This is a genomic window from Devosia faecipullorum (genome assembly GCF_015158295.1).
Lineage (GTDB): Bacteria > Pseudomonadota > Alphaproteobacteria > Rhizobiales > Devosiaceae > Devosia > Devosia faecipullorum.
Genome location: NZ_JACDXV010000001.1, coordinates 823,458 through 839,921, shown reverse-complemented (window position 1 = coordinate 839,921; position 16,464 = coordinate 823,458). Strand labels below are relative to the sequence as shown.

At 63.0% G+C, this 16,464-nt stretch carries 14 protein-coding genes; all 14 read left to right on the top strand.

All coding sequences use genetic code 11. The features are described from left to right. Positions 1-15 precede the first annotated feature (15 nt). The 14 genes from H0482_RS04170 (at position 16) to H0482_RS04105 (ending at position 16,228) form a co-directional block, all read left to right on the top strand. The gene (locus H0482_RS04170) at positions 16-1,458 is read left to right on the top strand and encodes a UDP-N-acetylmuramoyl-L-alanyl-D-glutamate--2,6-diaminopimelate ligase (protein WP_330998189.1); all 1,443 of its coding nucleotides are present in this window, start codon (positions 16-18) and stop codon (positions 1,456-1,458) included. A 155-nt stretch (positions 1,459-1,613) separates the two neighbouring features. Continuing rightward, entirely contained in the window at positions 1,614-3,011 is a 1,398-nt protein-coding gene (locus H0482_RS04165; RefSeq protein ID WP_193728736.1) for a UDP-N-acetylmuramoyl-tripeptide--D-alanyl-D-alanine ligase, read from the top strand. Positions 3,012-3,036: 25 nt separating this feature from the next. Continuing rightward, a complete protein-coding gene (mraY, locus tag H0482_RS04160) occupies positions 3,037-4,122 on the top strand; it encodes a phospho-N-acetylmuramoyl-pentapeptide-transferase (protein WP_193728735.1) in 1,086 nt (361 codons plus the stop codon). A 114-nt stretch (positions 4,123-4,236) separates the two neighbouring features. Next, positions 4,237-5,403 carry an FtsW/RodA/SpoVE family cell cycle protein gene (locus H0482_RS04155; RefSeq protein WP_330998188.1) on the top strand — a complete coding sequence of 389 codons (1,167 nt, stop codon included), beginning with the start codon at positions 4,237-4,239 and terminating at the stop codon, positions 5,401-5,403. Continuing rightward, positions 5,400-6,518, top strand: coding sequence for an undecaprenyldiphospho-muramoylpentapeptide beta-N-acetylglucosaminyltransferase (gene murG, locus H0482_RS04150; RefSeq protein ID WP_193728734.1), 1,119 nt, complete (start codon positions 5,400-5,402; stop codon positions 6,516-6,518). The genes H0482_RS04155 and murG overlap by 4 nt, the downstream gene beginning before the upstream one ends. After that, positions 6,515-7,933 (top strand): UDP-N-acetylmuramate--L-alanine ligase, encoded by a 1,419-nt coding sequence (murC, locus tag H0482_RS04145; RefSeq protein WP_193728733.1) that lies wholly within the window; start codon positions 6,515-6,517, stop codon positions 7,931-7,933. Before murG ends, murC begins: the two co-directional genes overlap by 4 nt. Positions 7,934-8,144: 211 nt before the next feature. Next, entirely contained in the window at positions 8,145-9,065 is a 921-nt protein-coding gene (locus H0482_RS04140; protein ID WP_193728732.1) for a D-alanine--D-alanine ligase, read from the top strand. After that, complete coding sequence (locus H0482_RS04135; RefSeq protein WP_193728731.1) at positions 9,053-9,931, top strand: cell division protein FtsQ/DivIB; 879 nt, start codon at positions 9,053-9,055, stop codon at positions 9,929-9,931. Before H0482_RS04140 ends, H0482_RS04135 begins: the two co-directional genes overlap by 13 nt. 11 nt (positions 9,932-9,942) lie before the next feature. Beyond that, positions 9,943-11,241: a cell division protein FtsA gene (gene ftsA, locus H0482_RS04130; protein ID WP_230989430.1), complete on the top strand. Its 1,299-nt coding sequence runs from the start codon at positions 9,943-9,945 to the stop codon at positions 11,239-11,241. Further along, a complete protein-coding gene (locus H0482_RS04125; protein ID WP_193728729.1) occupies positions 11,238-11,423 on the top strand; it encodes a hypothetical protein in 186 nt (61 codons plus the stop codon). Before ftsA ends, H0482_RS04125 begins: the two co-directional genes overlap by 4 nt. A gap of 4 nt (positions 11,424-11,427) precedes the next feature. After that, positions 11,428-12,411 (top strand): magnesium transporter CorA family protein, encoded by a 984-nt coding sequence (locus H0482_RS04120; RefSeq protein WP_193728728.1) that lies wholly within the window; start codon positions 11,428-11,430, stop codon positions 12,409-12,411. Positions 12,412-12,570: 159 nt separating this feature from the next. After that, positions 12,571-14,232, top strand: a complete 1,662-nt coding sequence (ftsZ, locus tag H0482_RS04115) for a cell division protein FtsZ (protein WP_193728727.1) — start codon at positions 12,571-12,573, stop codon at positions 14,230-14,232. A gap of 107 nt (positions 14,233-14,339) precedes the next feature. Further along, positions 14,340-15,296: a UDP-3-O-acyl-N-acetylglucosamine deacetylase gene (gene lpxC / locus H0482_RS04110; RefSeq protein ID WP_193728726.1), complete on the top strand. Its 957-nt coding sequence runs from the start codon at positions 14,340-14,342 to the stop codon at positions 15,294-15,296. A 95-nt stretch (positions 15,297-15,391) separates the two neighbouring features. Continuing rightward, positions 15,392-16,228, top strand: coding sequence for an outer membrane protein assembly factor BamD (locus H0482_RS04105; protein WP_193728725.1), 837 nt, complete (start codon positions 15,392-15,394; stop codon positions 16,226-16,228). Positions 16,229-16,464 lie beyond the last annotated feature (236 nt).

Here is a 16,464-nt window from a genome sequence, read left to right as displayed (position 1 = left end):
GAAGGATTTGAAGCTGTGTCACTCAGTGTAACCCAATTGCTCGAAGGCTCCGGCGCCCGCCCCAAAAAGGGTCTTGGCGCTGTCTTTGGCCTGAATTCGGACAGCAGGCGGATCGAGCCGGGCGACATTTTCTTCGCCTTGCCGGGCGCCAAGGTCCACGGCAATCAGTTTGTGAACGACGCGGTGCAGCGCGGAGCGCTGGCCATTGTCACCGACATTGCGCCGCCCGGCGATCCGGGCGTGCCGGTGATCGTGGTCAAGGATGCCCGCGCCTCCTATGCGCGCGCCGCTTCGCGGGTCTTCGAGCCACAGCCGGAAATCCTGGTCGCGGTCACCGGAACCAATGGCAAGACCTCGGTCGCCTCCTTTGTGCGTCAGATTTGGACCTATGCGGGTCTGGCCGGAGCGAGCATCGGCACGCTGGGGATCGAAACGGCCAAGCGGCGGATAGACGGGGCGCTGACGACACCGGATTCGCGCACGCTGCACCAGGCGATGCGGGCGCTCAAGGCGCAGGGCATCGACCACGTGGCGCTGGAAGCGTCCAGTCACGGTCTCGACCAGCACCGGATGGACGGGATTCATTTCGAGGCCGTCGCCTTTACCAATCTCAGCCGCGATCATCTCGACTACCACGCGGACATGGATGAATACCGCAATGCCAAACTGCGCCTTTTTACCGACCTGCTGGTCGATGGTGGCGCGGCAATCGTCAATGTGGACGACCCCGAGCACGAGCAGTTCATGTTCGCGGCGCTTTCGGCCAGCGCGACGCTGCTGACGGTGGGGCGTGAAGGCGCCTATATCGAAATCCTCTCCATCGAGCCCGAAGGCTATGGGCAACGCGTGGAAATTCGCCATATCGGCGAAAAGGTCAGCTTTCATCTGCGGATTCCCGGCGAATTCCAGGTGTCCAACGCGCTGGTGGCGGCGGCTCTGGCTATGTCGTCGGGTGTGGACAAGGCGGATGCCTTTGCGGCCCTGTCCGAGCTGGTCGGCGCGCGCGGGCGGCTGGAACTGGTGGCCGAACATGATGGCGCGGCTATTTTCGTGGACTATTCACACAAGCCCGAGGCATTGCGCACGGCGCTCAAGACCCTTCGCCCCTATGCCAGCAACAAGCTGCATGTCGTGTTTGGCTGCGGGGGCGACCGGGACAAGGGCAAGCGCCCTCAAATGGGCGAAATTGCCAGCGAGCTTGCCGATGTGGTGATCGTCACCGACGACAATCCGCGCACCGAAAACCCGGCGACCATCCGGGCGGAAGTGCTGGCAGGGGCAAAGGGGGCCAGTGAAATTGCCGACCGCAAAGAGGCAATCGAGGCGGCCGTGCAGGCTTTGCAGCCGGGCGACGTGCTGCTCGTTGCGGGCAAGGGGCACGAAACCTACCAGATCATCGGCACCACCAAGCATCATTTCTCCGACCATGAAGTGGTCGAGGCGGCTGTCAAAAAGTAGTCGCGCGGCGGCTTCGGCTCGCCTCCGGCCTCACCTTGCCGGTGACGGAGGGGGGAGAGAATGTTGGCGCGCCTTCATGCATCGCGCTATAGGCAGCCCGGTTCCAACCCTGCCCATGGGGGGCAGGGCGCCATATCGCGTTTGCGGCTAGAGCTATGACCACTCCCCTTTTCACCCTCGATGCAATTCTCGATGCCACCGGCGGGCGGGCCGAGGGCGTGGAGGCCCGCGAGATCAATTCAATCTCCATCGATAGCCGCGAACTGGGCCCCGATGCCCTCTTCGTCGCCATCAAGGGTGATCGGTTCGACGGGCACGATTTTGTCGATGCAGCCCTGGCCAATGGCGCCGTGGCGGCGCTGGTCAGCGAGGGGTGCAGCGCCGGGCCCGGGCGTATTTTCGTGGCCGATGCGCTGGGTGGATTGCGCGACCTTGGCCGGGCGGCGCGGGCGCGCAGCCGGGCGCTGATCGTCGGGGTGACCGGCAGCGTCGGCAAGACCACGACCAAGGAAGCCTTGCGCGTCGTGTTCGAAGCCGCCGGCCAGACTCATGCTTCCATCAAAAGTTTCAACAATCATTGGGGCGTGCCGCTGATGCTGGCGCGGATGCCAGCAAACACCCAGTTCGGCGTTTTCGAGATGGGCATGAACGCGCCGGAGGAAATCCGGCCTTTGAGCCAAATGGTGCGTCCGCACGTGGCCGTGATCACCTCCATCGCGCCGGTCCATCTTGAGGGGCTAGGCAGCATCGAGGCGATTGCCCGCGCCAAGGCCGAGATCTTTTCCGGGGTAGAGCCGGGTGGCACCGCCATCATCAATGCCGACCATGGGCAATTGCCGCTCCTTCTGGATGCGGCGGCAGCGGCGAATATCGGCAATGTCATCACCTATGGCTTCGCACGCGGGGTCGATTGGCAAATTCTCGATCCACAATCCTCTGCGGAGCGCAGTTCGGCAAAAGTGCAGCATCTGGATCGGCACTGCGATCTCGATCTGCCGATAGCGGGCCGGCACATGCTGGCCAATGCCACTGCGGCGCTGGCCGCTGCCCATGTCGCCGGCATCCGCCCCGAGGATGCCCTGCGGGCCCTGGCGGGGCTGCGGGCGCAGGCGGGCCGGGGTCAACAGGTACTTTTGGGGCCAGTGGATACGCCGCTATTGCTGGTCAATGAGAGCTACAACGCCAATCCGGTGGCAGTTGTCGCCGCGCTGTCGGTCTTTGCAGCAATCGAGCCACGCGGCGGACGCAAGGTGCTGGTGCTGGGCGATATGCGCGAACTGGGCGCCGAGGCGGATGCGCTCCATGCCGGTCTCGCCGATGCGGTTCGGGAGAGCGGAGCGGAACGGGTGCATCTGGTCGGCCAGCACATGGCGGCCCTGGCCTCTGCGCTGCCCGCCGGCCTCGTGACGAGCCATGCGCAAACGGCTGAACAAGCCGAAGACGTTATCGTCGCCGATCTTGCCTATGGCGATGCAATCATGATCAAAGGGTCCAATGGTGTCGGGCTGGCGCGCATCGTAAGCGCAATTGTCGCGCGCTTCGAACAGACCTGACATCCCTGGCGGAACAGCGGAATAAATGCTCTATTTTCTTGGCCAACTGGGCGAACAATTCACCGCCTTCAACGTCTTCCGCTACATCACGTTTCGCACAGCCGGTGCGGTGGTGACGGCCTTGTTCTTCGTGTTCCTGTTCGGGCCCGGCATGATCGCCATGCTACGCATCAAGCAGGGACGCGGCCAGCCCATCCGTGAAGATGGTCCGGCCGGGCACTTGCTGACCAAGAAGGGCACGCCGACCATGGGCGGGCTGATGATCCTGTCGGGCGCGGTGATCTCGACTCTGTTGTGGTCCAATCTCTCCAATGGCTATGTCTGGGTCGTGCTGTTCGTCACCGTCGGCTTTGGCGCCATCGGCTTTTATGACGATTATCTCAAGGTCAAGCGCATGACCCATGCCGGGTTCGGCTCCAAGCAGCGCCTGCTGCTGGAAGCGCTGATCGGCGGCATTGCCGCCTTCGCCATTTCCCAATTGGCACAGGGGGCTTATGGCACATCGCTGCTGTTCCCCTTTGCCAAGGATCTGGCGCTGAATCTTGGCTATTTCTACATCCTGTTCGGCGGTTTCGTCGTGGTGGCGGCGGGCAATTCGGTCAATCTCACCGACGGCCTCGATGGGTTGGCCATCGTGCCGGTCATGGTCGCGGCGGCCTGTTTTGCGCTGATCGCGTATCTGGTCGGCTCGCAGAACTATGCCGATTATCTGCTGCTCAACGCGGTTCCCGGTACGGCGGAACTGGCCGTGGTCTGCGGCGCGCTGATCGGGGCAGGGCTGGGTTTCCTCTGGTTCAACGCACCACCCGCGCAAATCTTCATGGGTGACACCGGCTCGCTGGCCCTGGGCGGCGCGCTGGGAGCCATTGCCGTCGCTACCAAGCATGAGATCGTGCTGGCGATCATCGGCGGGTTGTTTGTGCTGGAAACCGTCTCGGTGATCGTGCAGGTCACCTCCTTCAAGCTGACTGGCAAGCGCGTGTTCCGCATGGCGCCAATCCACCATCATTTCGAGCATCTAGGCTGGACCGAGAGCCAGGTGGTGATCCGTTTCTGGATCATTTCCTTCGTGCTGGCGCTGATCGGACTGTCCAGCCTCAAGCTGCGCTAGGCTCGGGACACTTTCTTCATCTTGTGACTCGCAAAACGCGAAAACCTTGGCAAATCGGTAACCAAAGCGGCCTTACAATTCGAGACAGTTTGTATCGAGTTCCTGGCCGCCCCGATGATGTTTTCCCGTGCAGAAAAGACCCCGCTTTCCGAATGGTGGTGGTCGATCGACAAGGAATTGCTGGGCGCGCTGATCATGCTTCTGGCGATCGGCGTGGTGCTCAGCTTCGGCGCCAGCCCGGCAGTGGCCGAGCGCATCGGCCTCGATGAATGGCATTTCGTCATTCGGCACGCCATGTTCGCCATGCTTGCCGTGCCGATCATGGTCGTTACCTCATTGATGAACCAGAGACAGGCGCGCTTCGCCGCTTTGGGCGTTCTGATCGTCATGGTGCTGCTGCTCTGGGCGACCCTGCGCTTCGGTACCGAGGTCAAGGGCGCGCGGCGCTGGCTGTCCATTGCCGGGCAGTCGCTGCAACCGACCGAATTCGTCAAGCCCGCCTTCGCGGTGATCGGCGCGTGGCTGTTCTCTGAATATATGATCCATCGCAACGTGCCGGGGCGGTTGATCGCCACCGCCATCATGCTTTCTATTGTCGGCGCCCTCTTGTTGCAGCCCGATCTTGGGCAGACGGCGCTGGTGATGGCGACCTGGGCAGTCCTGCTGTTCTTTTCCGGCATTTCCTGGTGGATCATCATCACCCTGGCCGGAATTGGCGGGGCGTTGCTGTTCGGTGCCTATGCCTTCTTCCCGCATTTCGCCCGCCGCATCGATTCCTTCATCAACCCCGATGGCGGCGGCAATACCTATCAAACCGATCGCGCCCTGCAATCGCTCAGCGAAGGCGGCTGGTTCGGGCGGGGGCCGGGCGAATCCATGGCCAAGAAGCTGATCCCCGACGCCCATGCTGACTTCGTGTTTTCGGCGGCGGCGGGCGAGTTCGGCATCCTGTTCTGCATCGGTCTGGTGGGGCTGATCGGCTTCATCGTGGTGCGCGCCATGGTCGCTGCGCAGCGGCAGACCAGCCTGTTTGCGCGCCTTGCCGCCTCGACCATCGCGGTGCAGTTCGCCATGCAATCGGGCATTAACCTGGCGGTGAATCTCAATCTTATGCCGGCCAAGGGCATGACGCTGCCCTTCGTTTCCTATGGTGGCACGTCCATGCTGGCGGTCGCGTTTGGCATGGGCCTGATGTTGGCACTGACCCGCACCAAGCCGGAAGAACGCATGGCGACCGGGCTTCCCTCCTACCGCAGCGCCGTGGTAGCCCCCGCAGAATGAAAACATTTGTGCTTATGGCAGGCGGTACGGGCGGCCATCTTTTCCCGGCCATGGCTCTGGCCCAGGAATTGATCCGGCGCGGCCATGCGGTCGAGTTGATGACCGATCACCGGGTGGAGAGCTATGGTGCTGATTTTCCAGCGAGAAATATCCATATCGTGCCGGCCGCGACCCCTTCGGGGGGCAATCCTCTCAAACTGATCGGGGCCGGGCTGACGATCCTGCGCGGCATGGCGGTGGCGCATGGCAAGCTGCGCCAGGTCAGGCCCGATGCCGTGATCGGCTTTGGCGGCTATCCGACCTTTCCGCCGTTCATTGCCGCCAATGTCCTTGGAATCCCTGGCATTTTGCATGAGCAGAATGCGGTGATGGGCCGGGCCAACCGGGCGCTGGCGCGCTTTGCCGACATGCTGGCCATGAGCTTTTCCGAAACCAAATTCGCCAATCAGCGGGCACTGGAAAAGGTGCTCACCGGCAATCCGGTGCGCGACCGGGTGCGGGCCGTAGTGGGCCGCCCTTATCCACTGCTGGACGAAAAAAGTCCTATAAAACTGGTGGTTACGGGTGGCAGCCAGGGCGCGCGCATCCTGTCGGACGTGGTGCCCGAGGCTATCGCATTATTGCCGCAGGATTTGCGCAATCGACTGCAAATCGTGCAGCAGGCACGACCCGAAGACATCGATCGGGTAACAGACTGTTACCGCCGGTCGCGGACCAGTGTGGAAATCGCCAATTTCATTCCCGACCTGCCGGAGCGCATCGCCGATGCGCATCTGGTCATCTGCCGGGCTGGGGCCTCCACCATCGCCGAACTCGCGCTTTTGGGCCGGCCGGCGATCCTGGTGCCGTTGCCGGGCGCGCTCGATGCCGACCAGAAACACAATGCGCTGTTTCTAGAACAGGGCGGCGGCGGCTGGGTGCTGGAGCAGGCCACGCTTTCACCGCAATCGCTTGCCACTCGGCTGGAGGATCTGCTGACCGATCCGATGCGCCTGCAGCAGGCCGCCAATGCGGCCCGGTCGCTCGGCCAGCCGCGCGCCGTCGAGAAACTTGCCGACCTGGCAGAAGCGCTGGCGGGCAAGAATGCCAAGATTGAAAAAGGACCGAAATCATGAAGATGCCGCGTAATATCGGGCCGGTGCATTTTATCGGCATTGGCGGGATCGGCATGAGCGGGATCGCCGAAATCCTGCACAATCAGGGCTATGAAGTTCAGGGGTCCGACGCCTCGCTCAATCCCAATGTGCAGCGCCTGCGCGACATGGGGATCAAGGTCGAGATCGACCAGAGTGGGGACAATCTGGGCCGGGCTGAAGTGGTGGTGGTGTCCTCTGCCATCCGCAAGGACAATCCCGAATTGATGGCGGCACGGGCCAAGGCGCTGCCCATCGTGCGCCGCGCCGAAATGCTGGCCGAAATCATGCGCTTCAAGACCGCCATCGCCATTGGCGGCACCCACGGCAAGACCACGACGACGACGCTGGTGGCGACGCTGCTCGATGCCGGCAATCTCGATCCTACCGTCATCAATGGCGGCATCATCAATGCCTATGGCACCAATGCCCGGCTGGGCGGCGGCGAATGGATGGTGGTGGAAGCCGATGAAAGCGACGGCACGTTCGTCAAGCTGCCCGCCGACGTCGCGGTGGTCACCAATATCGACCCCGAACATCTCGATCACTACGGGGATTTCGACGGGGTGAAGAAGGCGTTCCGCCAATTCGTCGAGAATGTGCCGTTCTACGGTTTTGCGGTGATGTGTCTCGATCATCCGGAAGTGCAGGCGCTGGTGGGCGATATTCGCGACCGCCGCGTCATCACCTATGGGCGCAATCCGCAGGCCGACGTGCGACTGATCGATCTGGAAAACCGCGACGGGGTGCAGCATTTCTCCGTCGAAATCCGCGATCGTATCCGCCAGACGCAATTGCGCATCGACGGGCTCGAACTGCCCATGCCCGGCATTCACAATGCACTCAACGCCACGGCGGCCATCGCCGTCGCCGACCAGTTGCATGTGCCGGTAGAAGCGATCCGCCGCGGCCTCAAGGGCTTTACCGGGGTCAAGCGCCGCTTCACCAAGACCGGCGAAGTGGGCGGGGTGTCCATCATCGACGATTATGGCCACCACCCGGTGGAAATCGCCGCCGCGCTGAAGGCGGCACGGCAATCGGCGCGGCGCGACGTGGTGGCGGTGGTGCAGCCGCATCGCTTCAGCCGGGTGCGCGACCTGTTCGACGATTTCGCCGCCTGTTTCAACGATGCCGATACCGTGCTGGTGGCGCCGATCTATGCGGCGGGCGAGCAGCCCATTGCCGGTGTGACCCATGAGGAACTGGTCAACCGCATCATGGCGCGCGGGCATCGCGACGCACGGGTGCTGGAAGGGCAGGAGGCGCTGGCCAAGGCGGTGGCGGCGCGCGTCGCGGACGGCGATTACGTCGTCTGTCTCGGCGCGGGCAATATCACGCAATGGGCGGCGACCCTGCCGGGGGAATTGGGTGCGCTGATGGGGCAAGAGACGAAGTGATGGCGGTCGAGCCCTGGCCTCGGGGTGCACATCACTTGTTCCACCACGGCGTCATCACCCGGCTTGTCCGGGTGATCCACGCGATCGCGGGGCTCCCGCTGGATTGCCCCGACAAGTTGGGCAATGACGGCAAAACCAGAACCAGCGCGGAAGGTATGCGGCGCGCAAGGCATATTCTTCCCGCTTCCCATATTCTCGACAGGACATCCCCATGACCAAGCACGTCGCCGTTCTGATGGGCGGGCTCTCCAATGAGCGTCCGGTTTCGCTGAGCACGGGCAAGGGCTGCGCCGAGGCGTTGCGGCGGGCGGGCTATCGGGTGAGCGAGGTGGATGTCGGCTATGACATTGCCGAACAATTGCGCGCACTGGCCCCGGATGTGGCGTTCAATGCGTTGCATGGCCGCTATGGCGAAGACGGGACGATCCAGGGCGTGCTGGAATTTTTGCGCATTCCCTATACCCATTCGGGCGTGCTGGCCTCGGCGCTGGCCATGGACAAACATCAGGCCAAGATCGTGCTCAAGGCCGCCGGTATCCCGGTGACCGACCATGTGATCGCCAGCCGGGCCGAGGTGGCGCGCGCCCATGTGCTGCCGCCGCCCTATGTGGTCAAGCCGATTGCCGATGGTTCCAGTTTCGGCGTCATCATCGTCAAGGCCGACCAGGCCCACCCGCCGCAGGAAATCCTCGGCGAGGACTGGAATGGTGGCGAAGAACTGATGGTGGAGCGCTATATTCCGGGCCGCGAGCTGACCTGCGCGGTGATGGGCGACGTGGCGCTGCCGGTGACGGAAATCGTCACCGATCTGCATTTCTACAATTACGAAGCCAAATATGCCCAAGGTGGATCACGTCACATCCTGCCGGCCGAGGTTAAACCTAAAATTTACGACAAAGTGCAAAAGCTTAGCCTTGCCGCCCATGCGGCGCTCGGCTGTCGTGGCGTGACGCGGACGGACTTCCGCTACAACGACGCGGCGGGCGAGGATGGCGAACTGGTCTGTCTGGAAATCAATACCCAGCCAGGCATGACGCCGACCTCGCTGGCTCCCGAGCAGGCCGCCCATGTCGGGCACAGTTTTGAAGATCTGGTCTCCTGGATGGTGGAGGACGCGAGTTGCAACAGGTAAAAAGCGAGGCCTTTCTCGCCGGAGCGCAGGTGGTTCACCCACGCGCACTGCCTGTTCCTGTCCGCACGCCGCACAAGCGCATCGCCAACAGGCTGAACCGCGCCTTCGTCCTGCATGGCAATCTCATTCGCCGCGGCGCCATGCTGGCCGTGCTCGCCGCCGCCATGCTGGGCCTCTATCAGATGCGCGAACCGATCGGGGTTCTTGCCGGGACGCTGGGCGAGGCCGCGCAGGGCAATTTCGCGCAGGCCGGCCTAGCTATCGGAGAAATCTCGATCAGCGGCCAGACGCTGACCTCCGAACAGGCGATTTTCAACGCGCTGGGCATCGCACCCCATACTTCGACGCTTGGCTTCGACGTTGAAGAAGCCCGGCAGCGCATAGCCGAATTGCCGGCGGTGAGCGCCGTGACGGTGCGAAAGACCTATCCGGGCGACGTCTCGGTGGTGATCACGGAAAAAACGCCGGTGGCCCGCTGGCGGGTGGATGGGGTGACTTTCCTGATCGACGGCAAGGGCGACCAGATCGGCGAGGATCGCGGCGCCTATGGAGAATTGCCACTGGTGATCGGGGACGGCGCAGCCGACGACGCCCTGGCAATGATCCGGGCGCTCGACACCGTGCCGCGCCTCAAGCAGGGGCTGATCGCGCTCTCGCGCATCGCCGACCGGCGCTGGGACATGCTCTACGATACCGGCCTCAGGGTGCAATTGCCCGAGCAGGGCGTGGCGCAGGCATTGCGCCGGCTGGTGTCCTACCAGACCGATTACCAACTTCTCGACCGCGACATTTCCATCATCGATCTGCGGATCGACCATACCGTTGCCATCCGTCCCAATAAAAACGAAGACGCCGACAAATCATGATGAGCGATGCCATGACATCCCGGCTGCGGCCGGTTCAGCCCGGCAAGACCACGCTGGTGGCGGTGCTCGATATCGGCTCCACCAAGATCTGCTGCGTCATCGCCCGGCTGTCCCCGCGCGCCGAAGGGCGCTCGCTTCGCGGCCGCACGCACCAGGCCGAGGTCATCGGCTTCGGCTATGGCCCGTCCAGCGGGGTCAAGAGCGGGGTGGTGGTCGACATTGAAAAGGCCGAGCAGGCGATCCGCAATGTCGTGGGCATGGCCGAGCGCGCCGCCGGGCTGACGCTGGAAAGCGTATTGGTCAACGTGACCGCCGGACGGCTCGGCTCGGAGACCTTTTCCGCCGCCGTCTCGCTGGACGGCCAGGAGGTGGAAAAGGCAGACATCGTCCGCGTGCTCAAGGCGGTCAATTCGCGCTCGGTGCGGCCCGAACGTTCGATCATCCATGCGCTGCCCATCGGCTATTCGCTCGATGGCAGCAAGGGTATTCTCGACCCCAAGGGCATGGTCGGGGAGCAATTGGGGGTCGATGTGGCGGTGGTGAGCGCGGAAACGCTGGCCATGCGCAATCTCGAACTGGTGCTGCATCGCTGCCATCTGCAAATCGAGGCGCTGGTGGCCACGCCCTATGCCTCGGGGCTGGCAACGCTGGTGGATGACGAGGCCCAGCTCGGCGTGGCCTGCATCGACTTTGGCGGCGCCACCACCACGGTCTCTGTGTTCAATGACGGGCACATGGTCTATGCCGACGCCATTGCCATTGGCGGCCATCACCTGACGCTCGACATTGCCCGGCAGCTTTCGGTCAGCGTGGCCGATGCCGAGCGGCTCAAGACCTTGCATGGCTCGGTGCTGCCGGGACAGGCCGACGAGCGGGAAATGATCCCGATCCAGCCGGTAGGCGCCAGCCATGACGAAGCGCCGGGACAGATTCCGCGCGCCGTGCTGACCCGGATCATGCGACCGCGCATCGAGGAAATCCTCACCGCCATCCGCGACCGGATGCAGGCCACCGGCATGATGGATGTGTGCGGGCGGCGGTTCGTGCTGACCGGCGGGGCCAGCGAAATGACCGGTCTGCCGGAAGTGGCGCGGCGCACGCTGGCGCGCAATGTGCGCAATGGCCGGCCCATGGGCGTGGCCGGATTGCCCGACATTGCCAAGACCGCCGCCTTCGCCACCATGGCCGGGATGCTGGTCTATCCGCAGGTCTGCGCGCAGGAATATGTCGAGCCGCGGGGCAGGGGGAAGCTCACCGGCACGGATGGCTATATCGCGCGGGTGGGAAACTGGCTGCGCAGCAGTTTTTGAAACGATTGACAGAGCCTGGCGGCGCGGGCATCAAGGCCGCGCCCCGGCGTTACGCCAATTTTCTTTCACGAGAAGAAACCAATGAACCCCGACAGTCGAAGTTCGACGTCGCCGCTATCGGTCGCCTGCCGCGCCTGACCATCACGTCCGGGCCGGCCTGGGTGGCCAATGCCCAGGAGTGAGCCCATGCTGCGCTGCTACAAGAGCCATATGGACATGCTGGTCGAGGTCGACCGCGATGCCATCGAGACCATCCCCGATCTGGTGTGGATCGACCTTCTCCATCCGACATCCGCCGAAATCGGCCTGGTCGAGACGCTTTTGAGCATCACCATGCCGACGCAGGCCGAGATGGCCGAGATCGAGCTCTCCTCGCGGCTCTATTCCGAGGACGGGGCCGAATTCATGACCATGACGGCCCTGTCGGGGCTGGACACAGAAGATCCGGCCAAGGCCGAGATCACCTTCGTGATCAAGGAGCGCGTGCTGGTCACGGTGCGCTTTGCCGATCCGCGCCCCTTCAACGCCTATCTCACGCGTGCCCTGCGGCCCCGTGCCATTCCCTGCGCCACCGGCACCGAGGTGTTTCTGGGCCTGTTGGAATCGCTCACCGATCGCACCGCCGACGCGCTGGAAAAGCTGGGCAATGAGATCGACCAGGTCTCGCGCCACGTCTTCCGCCGCAAGAGCACGTCGGCGGAAAAATTCCAGCGCGACCTGCGTTCGGTCATCGAGCAGATCGGCATGAAGGCCGAATTGCTGACCATGATCCAGGAAAGCCTGGTCAGCATTTCCCGCCTCACCGCCTATCATGGCGCTGCCATCGCGGAGGGAGGCAAGGCGGCGCGCGATGCCCGCCAGATGGGCAAGCTGGTGCAGCGCGACGCGCTATCGCTGGGCGAACATGCGCGCACCCTGACCAACAAGCTCAATTTCCTGCTCGATGCCACGCTGGGCCTGATCAATCTCGAACAGAACCAGATCATCAAGATTTTCTCGGTCGTGGCCGTGGTGCTGCTGCCGCCCACGCTGGTGGGTTCCATCTATGGCATGAACTTCGACATCATGCCCGAATTGCACTGGGATTTCGGCTATCCGCTTTCGCTGGGATTGATGGTCGTTTCCGCCATCCTGCCTTATCTTTATTTCAAGCGCCGCGGCTGGCTGTAGAGGCGTCGGGGCCCCGCCTCGCGTGGTTAATGTTGCGTCAAAGCGTAACCGGAAAGTGTCGCAAATTGCGTTCACGTTAACGCGGAAGGTTCAATTGTTAGGGCGTGGTTAACGTTTGGGAGGGTAAATCTTCACCAACACGCCAGTATGGGGCCTTCTATGACCATCAACCTCACCATTCCGGACATTCAGGAACTCAAGCCCCGCATCACCGTATTCGGCGTCGGCGGCGGCGGCGGCAATGCCGTCAACAACATGATCGAATCCGGCCTGGACGGGGTCGATTTCGTCGTTGCCAATACCGACGCGCAGGCGCTGGCGCTCAGCAAGGCGCCGCGGATCATCCAGCTCGGCGTCGGCGTCACCGAAGGGCTGGGCGCCGGTTCGCACCCGGAAGTGGGTCGGGCCGCAGCCGAAGAAAGCTGGGACGAAATCAACGATCACCTTTCCGGCTCGCATATGGTGTTCATCACCGCGGGTATGGGCGGCGGCACCGGCACCGGCGCGGCGCCCGTGGTGGCGCGCGCAGCTCGCGAGCAGGGTATCCTTACCGTTGGCGTCGTGACCAAGCCGTTCAATTTCGAGGGCAATCGCCGCACGCGCCTCGCCGATGACGGCATCGACGAATTGCACCGCCATGTCGATACGCTGATCGTCATCCCCAACCAAAACCTGTTCCGCGTCGCCAATGAGAAGACCACCTTCGCCGACGCCTTCGCCATGGCCGATCAGGTGCTGTTCTCGGGCGTGGCCTGCATCACCGACCTCATGGTCAAGGAAGGGCTGATCAACCTCGACTTCGCCGACGTGCGCGCCGTGATGCGCGGCATGGGCAAGGCGATGATGGGTACCGGCGAGGCATCGGGCGAAGACCGGGCCCGCCACGCCGCCGAAGCGGCGATCGCCAATCCGCTGCTCGACGATGTGTCGATGCATGGCGCGCGCGGCCTGCTGATCTCGATCACCGGCGGCCCGGACCTGACACTCTACGAAGTGGATGAGGCCGCCAGCCGCATTCGCGAGGAAGTCGATACCGACGCCAATATCATTCTGGGCGCCACCTACGATCCCAATCTCAACGGCACGATCCGCGTTTCGGTGGTCGCGACGGGCACTGACGCCACCATGGTGCAGGCACTCGAGCCGGCCCGTCCGCATGCTTCGCGCACCCCGCTGGCGGTGAAGCGCCATGTGCCGGCCGAGCGTTCGGTCGTGCCGCAGGCCGTGGCCCACGAGCCGGTCATGATGGAAGAGGAAATCGGCCAGCAGATGGAAGCGGCGGTTGCCGAAGCTTTCGCCGCCCAGCAGCCGACTCCCGCCTATGCGCATGAGGATGATGGTATCGTGGTGGAGCCCTATGTTCCCGCCGCGGAAGCCGTTGCCGAGCCGGAAGAGCTGCCGGTGATGCAGGAGCAGCCGATTCCGAGCGTCTATGTGCCTTCCCATGCCGCCCGTCCCGATGGGCAGCGCCGCATGCCGCGCACCGACGAATTGCCCGCTGTTGCCCGCAGGACACAGGCGGCGCCGGAACGCCAGGATGCCGAGCCGCGCAATGCACGGGCACTGTTCAAGCGTCTGGCCTCCAATGTGGGCCTCAATCTGAACCCGGCACAGGCCGAGCCGCGCAATGAGCCGAGGCCGTCCATGGCCGATGACGCGGCAGCGCGCAGCGCCATCGAGGCTGGTGGCGCAAGGACTTCGCGGGTTCCCCCCTCCAGCGAGGGCGCACGTGGCGCACTCGACCCGCAGGGCCGCGCACCGGCAGCGTCGGCGCAGAAGGAGCATCTGGAAATTCCGGCCTTCCTGCGTAAACACGGTTGATCTTCTGTTGATCTTTCATCAAATGCAGACTCGGTGCGGCTTCCGCACCGAGTTTTTTTTGGCTAACAGTTCTTTGAGCGTGACGATTTCGCGGGGTACTTCAACATATGAACAGGCTAACCACGCGCCAGCGCACGCTCGCCGGTGAGATCAGTTTCGCCGGTTATGGTGTTCACAGCGCCCAGCCGGTCACGCTTACTATCGGACCTGCAGCACCGGACAGCGGTTTTATTATCCGCCGCGATCTCGGCGACGGTCATTTGACCAATCCCGTGCCCGTCCATCATTCGCGTGTCAGCCGCACAACTTTGTGCACCACGCTCGATCTGGGCGACAGCATCAGTGTCGCCACGGTGGAGCATGTCGTTTCGGCGCTGTCCGGCATGGGCATCGATAACGCGCTGATCACGCTGGACGCGCCCGAATGCCCGATCCTGGACGGCTCGGCCTATCCCTTCGCCGTCGCCATCATGGAGCGGGGCGTCGAAATCCAGCCGGCGCAGCGCAAATTTCTTAAGGTGATGCGCGCGGTTACCGTGCGCAACAATGACGCCTTCGCCGCGCTCGAGCCCTACAATGGCCGCGCGCTCGACCTGGAGATCGACTTCGATTCCAAGGTCATCGGGCGGCAGCGGATGATTTTCGACTGGACCCCGCGCCGCTATTTCGAAGACGTGTCGCGCGCCCGCACCTTCGGTTTCGTGCGCGACGCCAAGATCCTGCGCCAGGCCGGCTATGCGCTCGGCTCCAGCCTCGACAATTCCATTACGGTGCATGAGGACCGCATCCTCAATCCCGACGGGCTGCGCTATGAAGACGAATTCGTGCGCCACAAACTGCTCGACGCCATCGGCGACCTGTCGCTGGGCGGGCTGCCGATCTGGGGGCGTTTCCGCTCCTACAAGGGCGGCCATGCGCTCAATGCACAGGTTCTCGCCGGTCTCTTTTCGAGCGAAGCCAATTATGAGATAGTGAACGCCGAAGACCTGCCGCTGGAATTCGAGGCATTCGATGACCAGCCGGACGGCCTGGAGGTTCATCACTATCTGCGGTCCGTGCGCTGATCCGGTTCTTCCCGGGAAAGCCGCGTCACAGTTTTGATCTATTTGCCAACTAACCCGCAGCCCTCATGCGGAATGATTTAGGAACGGGGCAGTTCGTGAAGCTTGTCGACTTGAGCCAGTTTTCCAGCCGGGCCGCCCGGATCGTCGCTATCGGACTTGTGGCCGCGGCGCTTGCCGGTTGCAGCCTGTTCAGCCCTCCCAAGGTCAAGGAAGAGCCGATCGTGCCCGCCGCCTCGCTCTATCAGGGCGCACTGGACGACATGGATCGGCAATATTATCAGACCGCGATCAAGAAGCTGGAACAGCTTGAGCGCCAGCATCCGCGCGACCCGATGGTCGAGCAGGGCAAGTTGATGCTGGTTTATGCCAATTATCGCAGCGGCAAACTGGACGAGGCCATTCTGGCGGCGGACCGCTTCCTGGCGCTCTATCCCCGGGGCAAGGACGTTCCCTATGTGCTCTGGCTCAAGGGCACGGCCTATTTCGCCCAGATCAAGGATATTACCCGCGACCAGCAATTGTCCCGTGACGCGATCGACACCTATCAATTGCTGATCAACAATTATCCCAAGTCCGAACACGCCATCGACGCCAAGGAAAAGCTGCTGGTCGCCTATGATCAATTGGCCGGTAAGGAAATGTCGGTGGGCCGCTATTATCTTGGCAACGGGCAATATGCTGCCGCCATCAACCGCTTCCGCGAAGTGGTGGAGAAGTGGCAGACCTCGACCCATATCGAGGAAGCGCTGTACCGGCTGACCGAATCCTACCTGCTGCTCGGCCTTACCAACGAGGCCATGTCGGCCGCCGCCGTCCTGGGGCACAATTATCCGTCCAGTGACTGGTACAAGCGGAGCTTTGAATTGCTGGGCAAGCAGGGACTGGCGCCGCAGCTCAATTCCGGCAGCTGGCTGGCGGCGCACCGGAGCTAGGTTTCCGACGAAGCATTTCGACGGACGCTGTCCTGCCATCGTCATTGCCGGGATGCCCCGTTATCGCCGATTTTGAAGGGCCCGATGAGCCCTTCTTTATTACGTTGACTGGCCATTGCTTTCGCCCAGGCGGTCGCGCTGGGTTTGACGCTTTGGTCGTTTGATATTGCGGCACGCTGGATTGTCGAGATGAACCCGGCAATGACGACGCTCTGGGAGGCGCTTGTTTCGGTGGC